This window comes from Stenotrophomonas sp. 107298_Sma, from assembly GCF_056480345.1.
In genome coordinates, this window is sequence record NZ_CM151094.1 from 1612681 (window position 1) to 1627588 (window position 14908).

10 protein-coding genes and 1 tRNA gene are annotated in these 14908 nt (G+C 63.5%); 10 read left to right on the top strand and 1 reads right to left on the bottom strand.

Features of this window, described 5'->3' with window-relative positions; all coding sequences use genetic code 11:
- The first annotated feature begins 11 nt into the window (after nt 1–11).
- The 9 genes from ACZK2G_RS07535 to ACZK2G_RS07575 all read left to right on the top strand — a co-directional run bounded on the left by ACZK2G_RS07535 (nt 12) and on the right by ACZK2G_RS07575 (nt 12110).
- Nucleotides 12–3215, top strand: coding sequence for a TonB-dependent receptor (locus ACZK2G_RS07535; protein WP_478475098.1), 3204 nt, complete (start codon nt 12–14; stop codon nt 3213–3215).
- A 252-nt stretch (nt 3216–3467) separates the two neighbouring features.
- A complete protein-coding gene (gene ppnN / locus ACZK2G_RS07540; RefSeq protein WP_004152180.1) occupies nt 3468–4856 on the top strand; it encodes a nucleotide 5'-monophosphate nucleosidase PpnN in 1389 nt (462 codons plus the stop codon).
- A gap of 173 nt (nt 4857–5029) precedes the next feature.
- The gene (locus tag ACZK2G_RS07545; protein WP_426353875.1) at nt 5030–5545 is read left to right on the top strand and encodes a GspH/FimT family pseudopilin; all 516 of its coding nucleotides are present in this window, start codon (nt 5030–5032) and stop codon (nt 5543–5545) included.
- On the top strand, nt 5542–6042 hold the full coding sequence (gene pilV, locus ACZK2G_RS07550; RefSeq protein ID WP_478475100.1) for a type IV pilus modification protein PilV: 501 nt from the start codon (nt 5542–5544) through the stop codon (nt 6040–6042). The genes ACZK2G_RS07545 and pilV overlap by 4 nt, the downstream gene beginning before the upstream one ends.
- Nucleotides 6039–7208 carry a PilW family protein gene (locus tag ACZK2G_RS07555; RefSeq protein WP_426353873.1) on the top strand — a complete coding sequence of 390 codons (1170 nt, stop codon included), beginning with the start codon at nt 6039–6041 and terminating at the stop codon, nt 7206–7208. Before pilV ends, ACZK2G_RS07555 begins: the two co-directional genes overlap by 4 nt.
- A 3-nt stretch (nt 7209–7211) precedes the next feature.
- The gene (locus tag ACZK2G_RS07560; protein ID WP_046983312.1) at nt 7212–7733 is read left to right on the top strand and encodes a pilus assembly PilX family protein; all 522 of its coding nucleotides are present in this window, start codon (nt 7212–7214) and stop codon (nt 7731–7733) included.
- Between the two features lie 11 nt (nt 7734–7744).
- Complete coding sequence (locus tag ACZK2G_RS07565; RefSeq protein WP_478475102.1) at nt 7745–11539, top strand: pilus assembly protein; 3795 nt, start codon at nt 7745–7747, stop codon at nt 11537–11539.
- 21 nt (nt 11540–11560) lie between these two features.
- The gene (locus ACZK2G_RS07570) at nt 11561–11986 is read left to right on the top strand and encodes a type IV pilin protein (RefSeq protein WP_426353869.1); all 426 of its coding nucleotides are present in this window, start codon (nt 11561–11563) and stop codon (nt 11984–11986) included.
- Between the two features lie 47 nt (nt 11987–12033).
- A tRNA-Asn gene (locus tag ACZK2G_RS07575) sits at nt 12034–12110 on the top strand.
- A 49-nt stretch (nt 12111–12159) separates the two neighbouring features.
- Here the strand turns inward: ACZK2G_RS07575 and ACZK2G_RS07580 are convergent.
- Nucleotides 12160–12654, bottom strand: a complete 495-nt coding sequence (locus ACZK2G_RS07580; RefSeq protein WP_136638797.1) for a GspH/FimT family pseudopilin — start codon at nt 12652–12654, stop codon at nt 12160–12162.
- A gap of 170 nt (nt 12655–12824) precedes the next feature.
- On the opposite strand from ACZK2G_RS07580, the gene uvrB reads away from it, so the two are divergent.
- Nucleotides 12825–14849: an excinuclease ABC subunit UvrB gene (gene uvrB, locus ACZK2G_RS07585; RefSeq protein WP_046984513.1), complete on the top strand. Its 2025-nt coding sequence runs from the start codon at nt 12825–12827 to the stop codon at nt 14847–14849.
- Nucleotides 14850–14908: the final 59 nt, after the last annotated feature.

Sequence of the window (14908 nt, forward strand, 5' to 3'; positions counted from 1 at the left end):
GCTACCGAAAAATGACTCACCCACTCCGGATGTCCAAGCTTACCCTTGGTCTCGTGGCTGCACTTGCTGCCGCTCCTGCCTTCGCCCAGAGCACCTCCGCCGGTGTCGGCGGCCAGGTCATGTCCGCTGCAGGCCAGCCTGTCGCCGGCGCTGAGGTCACCATCACCCACACCGAGTCGGGCACTGTTTCGCGTGCTACCACCGATGCGTCGGGTCGTTACAACGCGCGCGGCCTGCGCGTGGGTGGCCCGTACACCATCACCATCACCAAGTCTGGTGAAGGCACCAAGACCGAAGAAGGTGTCTTCCTGAACCTGAATCAGGTCAACACGGTCAACGCCAGCCTCGGCGGCGACTTGGCCGCCACCAACCTGGACGCCGTGAACGTCGTCGCCACCGCCGGCGGACTGGACCTGTTCAGCGCCACCAAGATGGGCAGCGGCACCAACGTGACCCGCGAAACGATGGACGCGCTGCCGTCGGCCAACCGCAACATCCAGGACTACATCCGCCTGGACCCGCGCATCTCGCAGGTCAGCAAGGCTGACGGCGCGATCTCGGCCGGTGGCCAGAACACCCGTTACAACGCCATCCGCATCGACGGCATCAGCGCCTCCGATCCGTTCGGCCTGGGCTCCAACAACCTGCCGACCGAGCGTCAGCCGGTGTCGATGGACGCCATCCAGGAAATCAACATCGACCTGGCCAACTACGACACCACCATCGCCGGTGGTACCGGTGCGGTGATCAACGCCGTGACCAAGTCGGGTACCAACGAATTCCACGGCACCGTGTACGGTTCGTACCGCGACAAGGACATGGTCCGTTCGCGTCTGGAAGGTGACAAGCAGGACTTCAACGGCTTCGAGGACGAGAAGACCTACGGCATGACCTTCGGCGGCCCGATCGTCAAGGACAAGCTGTTCTTCTTCACCAACTATGAAAAGTACGAGCGTTCGGCCGCCGGCATCAGCCTGAGCGATACGCCGATCGGCAAGGGCACCATCACCCAGAAGGACATCACTGACGTCCAGAATTACCTGGGCAAGCTGGGCTATGACCCGGGCTCGCTGTCCGCGCCGAGCAGCAAGACCGAGATCGAAGAGTATGCGGTCAAGCTGGACTGGAACATCAACGAGAACCACCGCGCGGCCCTGCGCTACAACAAGATGGAGCAGAACGTCGTTCGCTTCCCGCAGGTGAACAACAGTGCGATTTCGCTGAGCAACTTCTGGTACCAGCAGCCGACCGAATACGAAACCTGGATGGGTGAACTGTTCAGCGACTGGTCCGAGAATTTCTCGACCGAGTTCAAGGTCTCGCACAAGGATTATTCGGCCAATCGCGTTCCGCTGGTCGACATGCCGCAGATCCGCATCCGTTCGGGCAACGATTCGCTGTACGTGGGTACGGAGCAGAACACCCACGTCAACATCGTTGAGTCGAAGGAATTGAGCGCCTTCGGTGCCGGCACCTGGTACGTTGGTGACCACACCGTCAAGTTCGGTTTCGACTATTCGAAGAACGAGCTGATGAACTTCTATGGCCGCAACCTCAATGGCGCATACGAGTTCAACAGCGTCAGCGACTTCCTGGCAGGCAAGGCTGCGCGCTACCAGCTGCGTGCGCCGCGCGCCGATGGCAGCCGCAGCGACATTCCGGCTGACTTCACTCTGAAGAATACCGGCGTGTTCGTGCAGGATACCTGGGCGATCAACTACAACCTGAGCCTGATGTTCGGCGTGCGCATCGACATGCCCGACTTCAGCACCCAGCGCCTGTACAACCCGCGCATCGAGCAGCTGTACGGCTTCAACAACACCAAGCTGGTCGACAAGAACCTGGTGCAGCCGCGTGTTGGTTTCAATTACACCTTCGACAGCGAGCGTCCGACGCAGCTGCGCGGCGGCGTGGGCCTGTTTGGTGGCGCCGCCCCGAACGTGTGGCTGGCAGGTGCGTACCAGAACACGGGCCTGAACTACGTCGAGTATGACCAGCGCAATCCTCCGGTCGGCACCTTCAGTCCGGACGGCAACAACCCGTACGTTCCGGCTGGTGGCCCGGCGTCTGCCCGCCAGAACGTGGACATCATCGCTCCTGGCACCCGCCTGCCGTCGGTGTGGAAGGCCAACCTGGCGTTCGACCACGAACTGCCGTGGTACGGCATCGTGGCGTCGGCTGAAGTGCTGGTGACCAAGGTCAAGGACGGTATCTACTTCGATCGTCTGGACGTATCCGCACCGACTGCCTACGGCCCGGATGGCCGTGCGATCTACTGGAATCCGCAGGGTCGTAACCCGGCCAACACCCGTGGGGACCTGGGCATGACCACCGGCACCAATGGTGCTATCGATCGTGCCAACCGCCCGAATGATATTGGTGATGTGCTGGTGCTGCGCAACACCGACAAGGGTCGCGGTACCCAGGCCACCTTCTCGCTGGCCAAGCCGCTGACCGAGAACTGGGGCTGGTCGCTGGGTTACACCTATACCCAGTCGAAGGAAGTGAGCCCGCTGTCCAGCTCGCAGAACACCTCGAACTGGAACAACACCCTCAGCCTGAACGCCAACGACAACGTTGCGTACAACTCGCGCTATGCGATCAAGGACCGTATCACCGGTACGTTGGAGTGGAAGCACAACTTCTTCGGTGACAACGCCACCCGCGTCGGCCTGTTCTATGAAGGCCGTTCGGGCCGTCCGTATAGCTACATCTACTACAACGATGCGAACGGCGACGGTGCGACCACCAACGATCTGTTCTACGTGCCGAAGGGCCCGGGCGACGTGCTGTTCTCTGGCGGTGCCGACATGGAGAAGAAGTTCTTCGAATGGCTGGCGCAGAACCCGGAGCTGGATGCCTACCGTGGCAGCGTGGTTCCGGCCAACCAGCATCGCGCCAAGTGGATCAACTCCTTCGATGTCCGCATCAGCCAGGAGTTCCCGGGCTTCGTGAAGAGCCACAAGGGCGAGATCGCGCTGGACATCATGAATGTCGGCAACCTGCTCAACAAGAAGTGGGGTCTGATCGACGACTACGGCTTCTACTCGACCCGCCGCGTTGCCAACTACGCGGGTATCGATCCGGCTACCGGCAAGTACGTGTACTCGTTCACCGGTGCGGAAGATTCCTCGGTCCAGGAAAACAACAACGACAAGGGCAACACCGCCGTGTCGCGCTGGTCGATGCAGTTGACCCTGAAGTACAAGTTCTGATCCGTCAGAGCCTGAAGCAGTAAGTGGAAACGGCCGGGGAAACCCGGCCGTTTTCCGTTCAGGCGAAAGTTCTTGCAGGTCGCCTGGCATCGGCGTAGCATTCAGAAATGTGCGCGGTGCCAACGCCGCCGATGCGGTCCCGGAAAGGCGAACGCGGGAAGCACACATCCAACGGTCGGGCTTCCCGGCCGTTTTGCTTTTTAAGGGGGCGGCAGTACAGTCGGAAACCTTGAAGGAAGCGAAAAATTGGACATGACCACGAACGAAAAATCAGCCCGTGCACTGCCGGTGCAGGACGCGCGGATCTACCCGCGCGGTGGGCTGGATGTGCTGTCGCGGGCCGAAGTGGCCCGCCTGCGCGATGCGTCTGCCGGCGGTATGCACGAGCTGCTGCGCCGCTGCGCGCTGGCCGTGCTGACCAGCGGCAGCGCCTCTGACGATCCGCGCGCGGCGCGCGATCTGTATCCCGATTTCGACATCCAGGTGGCGCAGCAGGATCGCGGCGTGCGCATCGACCTGGTCAATGCACCGGCGATGGCCTTTGTCGATGGGGAGATCATCCGCGGCGTCGCCGAACTGCTGTTCGCAGTGGTGCGTGACCTGGCCTACATGGCCATCGAGATGGGCCCGGCCTACGCGGCCGAGCTGGAGTCGTCCGAGGGCATCACCAATGCGGTGTTCGGCCTGCTGCGCAACGCGCGCATCCTCAACCCGGGCGACCCGAATCTGGTCGTGTGCTGGGGCGGCCACTCGATCTCACGCGACGAATACCTGTACACCAAGCAGGTGGGCTACGAGCTGGGCCTGCGCGGTCTGGACATCTGCACCGGCTGCGGTCCGGGCGCGATGAAGGGCCCGATGAAGGGCGCCACCATCGCCCATGCCAAGCAGCGCCGCACCGTGACGCGTTACATCGGCCTGACCGAGCCGGGCATCATCGCGGCCGAGTCGCCGAACCCGATCGTCAACCACCTGGTGATCATGCCGGACATCGAGAAGCGCCTGGAGGCCTTCGTCCGCATTGGCCACGGCATCATCGTGTTCGCCGGTGGCGTCGGCACCGCCGAGGAAATCCTGTACCTGCTCGGCATCCTGCTGCGCGAGGAAAACAAGGACCTGCCGTTCCCGCTGATCCTGACCGGCCCGACCGTGGCCGCGCCGTACTTCGAGCAGATCGACCGCTTCATCCGCCTGACCCTGGGCGATGCGGCCGCCGAGCGCTACGAGATCGTCATCGGCGACCCGGTGGCGGTGGCCAAGAAGATGGCCAACGGCATCAAGCGCGTGCGTGAGCACCGCCTGGCGCAGAAGGACTCGTTCTTCTTCAACTGGTCGATCGAGATTCCGTGGGAATACCAGCAGCCGTTCGTGCCGACCCACGAGGCGATGGCTGCGCTGGATCTGCACCACGGGCGTGCCCCGCACGCACTGGCGGCCGACCTGCGCCGGGCGTTCTCGGGCATCGTCGCCGGCAACGTGAAGGAAGATGGCATGCGCCGCATCGAGCAGTTCGGGCCGTTCCAGATCCACGGCGATACGGACATGATGCAGGCGCTGGATGGGCTGCTGCGTGCCTTCGTCGAGCAGCGCCGGATGAAGATCTCCGGCGAGTACCAGCCCTGCTACCAGGTGCTGGCCTGATCGGCCCGGGGTCGGGTCCCATCGGGCTCCGACCCCCGCCACGGGCGGCCGACAGGGCAGGGGTCGTCAAGGCTTTGACGCCCGTCGCCCCGGATTGACCGTTCGTCCTGCCGCCGCTTGCCGGTGGCAGGGCGATGGCCCATCGTGGCCATCAACACGCTGGGGAGCGTCCAATGTCTTTGCGCCGGCCAAACGGCTTCACGCTGGTTGAGTTGATGATCACGCTGGTCATCCTGGTCATTCTGGCCAGCATCTCCTATCCCAGCTTCCGCACCGCGATGCGTTCCAACCGTTTGACCACCACCAACAACGAGGTGATCGGCCTGCTGTCGCTCGCTCGCAGCGAGGCCATCCGCAACCGGCACGGAGGCGCGGTCTGCGGCAGCAGCAACGGCACGTCCTGCGACGGTGACTGGAGCAAGGGCATGCTGGCCTGGGGCGACGCCGATGGCGATGGTTCGCTCAGCGGAAGCGAAAGCGTGCTGCGTTTTTCCAAGGGCAACAGCAGCCTGGCCGTCGAGGTTCCCAGCCAGGCCGTCATCGCCTTCGATTCCCAGGGGCGCCGCCGCGCTTCCGCCGACCAGACCGTGAGCCTGGTGCCGCAAGGCTGCAAGGCGGGTGACCCCATGCGGACCTTGACCGTGCTGTTCTCCGGGCAGGTCCGCTCCACTGCAGGAACCTGCAAATGAAGCGTCGTCTTTCCGGCCTGGGGGGGCATGCCCGCAGTCGTGGCTTCAGCTTGATCGAGGTGCTGATCGCGCTGCTGGTGCTGGCGTTCGGCCTGCTGGGCTTCGCGCTGCTGCAGACCATGAACGTCCGCTTCGTGCAGAGCGCCAGCCAGCGTACCCAGGCCACCAGCCTGGCCTACGACCTTATCGAACTGATGCGCGTGCAGCGCAGTGAAACCCTCAAGGGTGGCGAGTACACCAAGGCTTCCTTCACTGCAGGCTCGGTCACTGCGCCGGCCGGCCCATGCACCTGGCCCAACAGTACCGACCAGACAGCATCCAAGGCGAACGTGGCGCGCTGGCAGTGCCAGGTCGTCAAGGTGCTGGGGGGCAAGGCCAGTGCCAACGTGAGCGTCAACGACGGTCTGGTCACCGTCGGCATCGGCTGGGGGGACGAGCGCTGGAATGCCGCCAATCCCGACAGCATCACCACGTTCACTCTGGTTACCCGCCTATGAAGCGCGCCCCCTTCGCTGCCACCCATGCGGCCGGCCTTTCGCTGGTTGAACTGCTGATCTCGCTGGTCATCGGCCTGGTGCTGATGCTTGGCGTGACCCAGATATTCATGGCCTCACGCGCGGCCTCGCAGCTGTCCGAAGGCGTCGCGCGCACCCAGGAGAATGCTCGATTCGCACTTGAGTTCCTCGAGCGCGACATCCGCATGGCCGGGCACATGGGCTGCGTGAATGATCAGGCACACATCGTGCGCGGGCAGAACAGCATCAAGGTCAACATCGCCGGCGTGAAGCAGGGAGACGGCAGTCCGATGGACTTCTCCGTGCCGATCCAGGGATACGAGGCGGATGGTACGGCGCCGGGCAACAAGCTGACCCTCGGCGCAACCTGGGGAGCGGCCGGCAGCACACCGTCGGCGGTCACCAACCTCAAGCCCGCACCCCGTGCTGGCAGTGACATCATCGTGATGCGCTATCTGGCGCCGGAAGGCTCGCCGGTGCTTGCCATTGGCTCCGGCGCTTCGCCGGACATCACCATTGCCGCGGATGCGGCCGCACGCTTGTCGGCTGGTGCTGTCACGACGCCTTCGGCGTTTGCCGTAGCTGATTGCAGCAGGGTGAACGTGTTCGCCGGGAAAATCGCCGGCAGCACGATCACGGCCAGCAACGCCGATCTCTCGGCCTACTCGGCCAACAACGCAGTGACCATGGTCTACCGTGTGGAATCGATGGCGTACTACGTGGCCACGAACACGGCCGGCGAACCTGCGCTGTATCGTGCGCGCGGTACCGGCAACAACACCTTTGCCAACGGCGAAGAGCTGGTGGAAGGCATCGAGAACCTGCAGTTCCTGTACGGCCAGGACACCGAGACTGCGATCAGCAGCACCACGCCGCCGACCGGTGCGATCACCTTCCAGAAGACTGCCAGCGGCGTCAGCACCGGCACCGATGACGCCGCCGTCGCCGCGTGGCGCCGGGTTGGCCTGGTGCAGTTCGGTCTGCTGGTACGCAGCCCGCAGCGGGCCGCCGCCGAGCAGGCCAACACCGCGGTGGCCCAGCTGGGCGTGCTGGGCGTTGGTTTCAATCCGCCCACGAGCTACGACGATCGCTATCGCGCCTCGTATGAGGTGTCCGTGGCGCTGCGCAACCGACTGTTCGGAAACTGACCCATGAAGCCCTCCGTCTCCCGTCGTTTCCAGGGGCGCGCGCAGCAGCGTGGCGCGGTGCTGTATGTGGCCCTGATGCTGTTGATCCTGCTGTCGCTGATCGGCGTGGTCGGCATGCAGGTGGCCAGCATGCAGGAGCGCATGTCGTCCAATTACCGGGCGGCCAACGTCGCGTTCCAGGCGACTGAGCGCGCCGTCCGCGACGCCGAGCGGTCGATAGAACAGATCGACAACAATACCGGCGATGGCGGCTCGTTGAAGGCCGACGCCATCAAACGCATCTGCGATGACGGCTTCGACCCCACCCGTTGGGTGGGCCAGCAGAAACTTTCGGCGGCACCGGTGGTCAGCGTGCGCCGTATCGATTCCTGCATCCTGGGCGAGACGCCGCTCGGCATGGGCACGCCGGAAAGCGAAGAGCCCACACGCGTTTACCAGATCACCGCGTTCGGCTCCGACCGCGATGCCGCCACCAGCAACGAGGGTACCTCCTCGGCGGCTGTCGACACTGTTTTCAAGCTTTGAGGAATCCGGTCATGGCGACCCGAAAGATCAAGATCCTGGCCGGTTCCGGGCTGCTGCTGGCGGTGGCCGGCGGTGCCTGGCTTGCGATGAATCTGTTTGCCGCACAGGCGCAGGGCACGTTGTCGCAGCGTCCGATGAACCTGAAGGTATCCGCGCCGCCGTCGTTCATCATGGCGGTGGACGACTCGGGCTCGATGACCTTCCAGACCCAGTTCCCGGGGCAGGATGGCACGGCGTGCTGGAGCAATGCGCGCAAGAGCTTCTTCAGATCGGCCGGTGTCCTGAACAAGCCAGAAGACATCGTTGCCTACGATGCGTGGGGCAGGGCATACAACGATGGCCAGTGCAACTATTTCTACCTGTTGCCGGGGCCACGGATCAACACCAGTTATCTCGGAATTCCTGCGTTGGACGTGTTCGGGTTCGCCCGGTCGGCTGCCTACAATCCGGCCTATTACGATCCTTCGATCCAGTATCAACCGTGGCTCCGGATCGTCAATGAGGCCGTTGAATCCTACCCGCCGTCCACCGCCAGTGCCGCGCTCATTGATCCTCGCAGGGCGGGTGAGAGCGACTATGTCGTGAATTTGACGGGCACCTACCTGGGTGCTCTGTCCTGGGACGTGCAGCGTATGCAGGACGGCATGTATGCGCCGCCGGGGCAGAGGTACAGCACCGTAAGCGATTCCGGACGCTTCAGTGCCGTGCAGGCCAATAAATTCGGAGCTTCTTGGACGTCGGCCGGCAATGCGTCGTTGGAGTACACGCCTGCGACGTTCTATATGCCCTTCAAGAGCAATGGCGATCCTTATCCGCAGTTGGCGGGGGCGCCCGATGCCTACGCCAACGCAGGCAACAACCGGACCAAGGTTCTGGATGCCTGTGGCAAGGGCTGCCACATGTGGAAGTACGTGCTCACGACCAGTGATGCGGCGGCGATGCAGAACTTCGCCAACTGGTTCACCTACTACGGCAATCGTAACCGCGCGATGATCGCGGGCATGACGCATGCATTGAATGTCAATGACATGTATGTCGGCTACTTCAAGATCAACGATTTCCAGAAGTACAACAGCTCAACGGATCCAGCGAAGCGTCTGGCGGTCCAGGACATGAGCCAGATGCCGCAGAAGACGCAGCTGTACAGTGACATGATTTCGCTGACGGCCAGTGGTGGTACGCCAAACCGCAACGCGGTCAACGCGGCCGGTCTGCAGTTCATGCGCACCGACGATGCTGCACCGATCAAGCTGTCCTGCCAGAAGAACGCGGTGATGCTCTTCACCGATGGCTACAGCAACAACGGCAATGGATTCCCGGCGAGCTCGATTCCCACGCCGGGCAATATCGACGGTGGTCTCGGGGCCCCGTTCTCGGATGGCTACTCACATACGATGGCCGACATCGCGACGTACTACTACGTCAATCCACTGCGCACCGACGACAGGATGCCGCTGGGGCAGGTGCCGGTACCGGAGCAGTGTGCGACCAGCACTGACAAGTCGCTGGACTGCAAGAAAGACCTGCATATCAACTTCTACGGCATCACCCTGGGAGCACGCGGCAATCTGTTCGATCCGGACAGGCAGCAGAATCCCTATACCGATTCGACGGTCTACAGCAACTGGCCGGATCGCCAGAACGACAACCCCAGCACCGTGGATGACATCTGGCACGCGGCGACCAATACCCGCGGCGAGTACATCAACGCGCGCACGCCGGCAGACATCACCACGGCCATGCGCCGGGTGCTGTCGTCGGTTACGTCCGGGCCGGCACCTTCGGGCAGCCAGGGCCTGACCGGTGCGCGCATCGGCACCGGCTCGCTGGCGGTCACGCCCCAGTTCGAAGTGGCCAACGAGGAAACCGATTGGTTCAGCCGCCTGAAGGCCTCCAAGCTCACGGTGAACAACACGACCCGCCAGACCGAGTACACGCAGGTGTGGGATGCGGCCGAGAAGCTGGGCGCGCAGCGTTCGCGCAACATCGTCGCGGCCAAGGGCAATGCGGCTGTCGTATTCAACAGCACCAACATCTCCTTCACCGATCTCTGCAGCAAGGACGAGAAGCAGTATCCAGGCATCGTACGCTGTACCCCCACCGAGGCCGAGAAGCTGGGCGGGGATATCGGCACGGCCATTGCCTACCTGGGAGGCGATGCATCACGGGAAGTACGTAATGCGGGCGGTTTCTACCGGACGCGCACCACCGTGCTGGGAGACATCGTGAACTCCAGCCCGGTGATCAGCTCGCCGCGTGATGACTATGGTTATCAGCGCATCGGCGACGACATGGCCACGTCGTATGCCACGTATCTGGCCCGCAAGCGCAGCAACGGCCGCTACATGGTCTACGTCGGCGCCAACGACGGCATGCTGCACGCCTTCGATGGCGGCATGAACGGCAGTGGCGTGAGTGACAGTGCCGGCGGCAGCGAGACCTTTGCCTACATCCCCGGCACGGCGCTGGGGCACATGGCCAACCTGCTGTATCCCTACGTGGCGGCCAACAAGTCCGACCAGCGCTTCCGCCATCGCTATTACGTGGATGGACCGATTGCAGTGGCAGACGCGCAGATCGATGGCAACTGGGCCACGGCGCTGGTGGGTACGGCGGGCGCCGGTGGGCGCTCGGTGTTCGCGTTGGATGTGACCACGCCGTCCAGCTTCAGCACCGGCAACCGCCTGTGGGAAATCAGCGACGTGGCGCCAGGCCTCGACTCCACCGTCAAGGCCAATATCGGCCACGTCCTTGGCAAGCCGGTCATCGTGCCGGTGAAGAACGGGACCGGGGTGGCGTGGAAGGCGATTTTCGGCAACGGTTACAACAGCCTCAACCGGAAGGCGGTGCTGTTCGTGGTTGACCTCGGCTCTGGTGCGGTACGGATGATCAGTGCCAATGAGGCTGCGGCAACCGCACCGGCGGGTGACAATGGCCTGGGCAACATCGTGGCGGTTGACCGTTGGCGTGCCGACAGCAGTGGTGGAACGGGACGTGTGCGCGGCCGTGACGGCCTGGCCGACACGGTCTACGCGGCCGACCAACGTGGTGCGCTCTGGAAATTCGACCTGGAAGATGCGGCGACGTCGGTCACCACGCCGGTATTCACCACCGCGCGCCAGACCAACAACAACAACCAGGTATACCGCCAGCCGATCACCGGCGGGATGACCGCAGTGACCGGATCCGGCGGCGGTGTGATGCTGGTTCTGGGGACCGGCAGTTTCTCGTTCGACAATGATCCGCAGGACGTCACCGCGCAGTCCCTGTACGGTGTCAACGACACCAGCAAGGGGCAGCCCGACGCGACGATCGTTCCCTCCGATCTGGTGGCCTATTCGGTGACCACCAATGGAAAGCAGCGATCAATCGCCGCCAAGCCGTTCAGCGGGACCGCGCGTGGGTGGAGCATCGCGCTGCCGGGTTCCGGCGAACGCTTCGTCGGCAATCCTGCCGTGGCGTCGGGCACGGTGTTCATGCCCACCTACATGCCTACCTCGGGTGGTCGTGGTTGTTCGACCGAGGGCAGCAACTGGTTGTTCGGCCTCGACCCGGTCTCGGGTGGTGCATCGCTGGAACTTGCGCGTGTGGGATCCACTGACGGAAAGGCGTACGGATCCGGCACGGCAGCGGTCAGCCTGGATACCGGCGGCACCGCGCCGGTGAAGGACGTAAACGCTTCTGTGATGCCGCGCCTGGACAAGGGCGGTGGACGTGCCTGCTGGATGGCGATCAATGTGGCAGGTGCTCCGACGATGTACGTGCCTTACCCCTGCGGCCGCCAGTCCTGGCGTCAGATCCAGTAACGATCAACCAAGACGACCCCAATGAACCTGAACAGTGTTTCCAGTACAGTGCGACGCCCTCACCAGCAGCGCGGTTTCTCCCTCATCGAACTGATGATCGTGGTGATAGTGATCGGCATCCTGGCGGCCATCGTCGTTCCCTCGTACCAGCAGTACATCCGACAGTCCCACCGTGGCGTGGCCAAAGCGGATCTGGTGGAGTACGCGCAGCGCGCCGAGCGCTATTACTCGGTGAACAACACGTATTCCGGCTTCGCTCTGCCCAGCAAGGTGTCACCGCGGGAAGGGGGAACCACACGCTACGCAATCACGTTCGATGGAAAGGCGTCCTCGTTCACACTGACTGCTACGCCCCAGGGCAACCAGACCAAGGACAGCTGCGGGACACTGGGCGTGGACCAGGCCAACCGCAAAACCGCCAGCGGTACCGTTTCCGACTGCTGGTAAATCAGGTGTTGATCTTCCCGTAAACGGCCAGTACAATGCGCCTCCCCGCCCGAATAGCTCAGCCGGTTAGAGCACTTGACTGTTAATCAGGGGGTCGTTGGTTCGAGTCCAACTTCGGGCGCCAGATACTGCAGAAGCCGCGAGAAATCGCGGCTTCTGCTTTTTCAGGCCTGTCAGCAGGGCAGCGCGCGGTCGACGCGTTCGCTTCGGGTGCGGCCGCCGTTGTTGACCACCAGCCTGCCATGCAGCCGACTTCCCGCGCAGATGCGCAGGGTCAGATTGGCGCCGGGGCTGCGTCCGTCAGGCTGGAAGAAGAGCAACGGCCGTCCACTGCTGGTCTGTGCAACGATCGAGACATCTGAGCGGCCTTGATGATGGGCCAGGATGTCCTCCCTGGATTCCGGTGTGCCCCGCTTTCCGCCGCTGCGATAGATGATCCATCCAGCGCTCCAGTCGAGGGTGCAGTGCTCACCGTCATCGCTGGCGCACAGCCCGATCAGTTCCCGCCGCATCAGGGCTTCGCTGCGGGCACTGGAAAGGCTGGCGTGCAGGGTCAGTTGCAGGGCATCCGCGCGATGCCGCAACAACATCGGATGCAGGGCGGGCCAGCCTGCTGCCAGCAGCACGGCGAGTATGGCCACGACCACCAGCAGTTCGACCAGATGCATGCCTCGCGGCAGGGGAGGGCGGGGGAAGAGGGGGCGGCGCATGTGTCCAGACTCCCCGGCCGGCGCCGGCGCCGCCATCAGGCACCGCCGCGCCCGCCTGCCCGGAAACCCCTCAGCCGGCCGTCACTGCTTGCCTCGTATACTTACCTTTCCCGGGAACTGGCAACACCATGAGCGACCGTTTTGAACTCGTCTCGCCGTATTCGCCGGCAGGCGACCAGCCCGATGCCATCGCCAAGCTGACCAGCAATTTCGAGGCAGGCATCGCCAAGCAGACCCTGCTGGGCGTCACCGGCTCGGGCAAGACCTACACCATCGCCAATGTCATCCAGAACGTGCAGAAGCCGACGCTGATCATGGCGCCGAACAAGACGCTGGCGGCGCAGCTGTATGGCGAGTTCAAGGCGTTCTTCCCGCACAACGCGGTGGAGTATTTCGTCAGCTATTACGATTACTACCAGCCCGAAGCCTACGTGCCGTCGTCGGATACCTTCATCGAGAAGGACAGTTCGATCAACGAGCACATCGAGCAGATGCGGCTGGCCGCGACCAAGACCCTGCTGTCGCGCCCGGATGCGATCGTAGTGGCGACGGTGTCGGCCATCTATGGCCTGGGCGCGCCGGAAGACTACCTGTCGCTGCGCCTGATCCTGTCCAAGGGCGAGCGCATCGACCAGCGCGACCTGATCAATCACCTGACCCAGCTGCAGTACACGCGCAACGAGTACGAGCTGCAGCGCGGTACGTTCCGCGTACGCGGCGAGGTGATCGACGTGTTCCCGGCCGAGTCGGACAGCGAGGCGCTGCGCATCGAACTGTTCGATGGCGAGGTCGAGAAGATCACCCTGTTCGATCCGCTGACCGGTGAGACGATGCGCAACCTGATGCGCTTCACGGTCTACCCGAAGACCCACTATGCAACCACGCGCGAACGCGTGCTGGCAGCAGTGGAAACCATCAAGGTCGAGCTGAAGGAGCGGCTTGAGCAGCTGTATGCGCAGAACAAGCTGGTCGAAGCGCAACGCCTGGCCCAGCGCACCCAGTTCGACATCGAGATGATGGCCGAGGTCGGCTTCTGCAACGGCATCGAGAACTACTCCCGGCACCTCACCGGCAAGAATGCCGGCGAACCGCCACCGACCCTGTTCGATTACCTGCCGCCCGATGCGCTGCTGGTGATCGACGAATCGCACGTGACCATCCCGCAGATCGGCGCCATGTTCAAGGGCGATCGTTCGCGCAAGGAGACGTTGGTGGAGTTCGGTTTCCGCCTGCCGTCGGCGCTGGACAACCGTCCACTGCGCTTCGAGGAATGGGAAGAGCGCTGCCCGCGTAGCATCTATGTGTCGGCGACGCCGGGACCGTACGAGTATCGGGAGGCCGGCGAAGAAATCACTGAGCTGGTGGTGCGGCCGACCGGCCTGATCGACCCGGTGGTGGAGATCCGCCCGGTCGGCACCCAGGTCGATGATCTGATGAGCGAAGCCAACGAGCGCATCAAGGCTGGCGACCGCGTGCTGGTCACCACCTTGACCAAGCGCATGGCCGAGAACCTCACCGAATATCTCACCGAACATGGCATCCGCGTGCGCTACCTGCACTCGGACGTGGATACCGTCGAGCGTGTGGAAATCATCCGCGATCTGCGCCTGGGCAAGTTTGACGTGCTGGTGGGCATCAACCTGCTGCGCGAAGGCCTGGACATGCCCGAGGTGTCACTGGTGGCGATCCTGGACGCAGACAAGGAGGGCTTCCTGCGCTCCACCGGCTCGCTGATCCAGACCATCGGCCGCGCCGCGCGCAACGTTCGCGGCAAGGCGATCCTGTACGCCGACAAGATCACCCGCTCGATGCAGGCGGCGATCGACGAGACCGACCGCCGTCGTGCCAAGCAGGTCGAGTACAACGAGGAGCACGGCATCGTGCCGCGCTCGGTGGCGCGCCCGATCGTCGACGTGCTGGAAGGTGCACGTTCGGATGCAGCCGAGAAAGAGGCGAAGAAGGGTAAAGGCAAGGGCAAGGCCGGCGTGGCCGAGGAAGCGGCCGATTATCGTTCGCTCAGCCCGGCCCAGCTGGCGGCCCGGCTCAAGGCGCTGGAGCAGAAGATGTACCAGCACGCCAAGGACCTGGAATTCGAGGACGCCGCGCGCGTGCGCGACCAGATCCGGCAGCTGAAGGAGGCCAGCCTCGGCTGAACGCGGCAGTGCAGCATCATCTTCACAAAAGTATTGCGCTCAACCGCCGGCATCCGTAA

Excerpts from the sequence above, each read along its gene's own strand:
- ACZK2G_RS07570 (WP_426353869.1), top strand. The coding sequence starts at position 11,561 with ATGAACCTGAACAGTGTTTCCAGTACAGTGCGACGCCCTCACCAGCAG.
- ACZK2G_RS07535 (WP_478475098.1), top strand. The coding sequence starts at position 12 with ATGACTCACCCACTCCGGATGTCCAAGCTTACCCTTGGTCTCGTGGCT.
- ACZK2G_RS07545 (WP_426353875.1), top strand. The coding sequence starts at position 5,030 with ATGTCTTTGCGCCGGCCAAACGGCTTCACGCTGGTTGAGTTGATGATC.
- ACZK2G_RS07580 (WP_136638797.1), bottom strand. The coding sequence starts at position 12,654 with ATGCATCTGGTCGAACTGCTGGTGGTCGTGGCCATACTCGCCGTGCTG.
- pilV (WP_478475100.1), top strand. The coding sequence starts at position 5,542 with ATGAAGCGTCGTCTTTCCGGCCTGGGGGGGCATGCCCGCAGTCGTGGC.
- ACZK2G_RS07555 (WP_426353873.1), top strand. The coding sequence starts at position 6,039 with ATGAAGCGCGCCCCCTTCGCTGCCACCCATGCGGCCGGCCTTTCGCTG.
- ACZK2G_RS07560 (WP_046983312.1), top strand. The coding sequence starts at position 7,212 with ATGAAGCCCTCCGTCTCCCGTCGTTTCCAGGGGCGCGCGCAGCAGCGT.
- ppnN (WP_004152180.1), top strand. The coding sequence starts at position 3,468 with ATGACCACGAACGAAAAATCAGCCCGTGCACTGCCGGTGCAGGACGCG.
- uvrB (WP_046984513.1), top strand. The coding sequence starts at position 12,825 with ATGAGCGACCGTTTTGAACTCGTCTCGCCGTATTCGCCGGCAGGCGAC.
- ACZK2G_RS07565 (WP_478475102.1), top strand. The coding sequence starts at position 7,745 with ATGGCGACCCGAAAGATCAAGATCCTGGCCGGTTCCGGGCTGCTGCTG.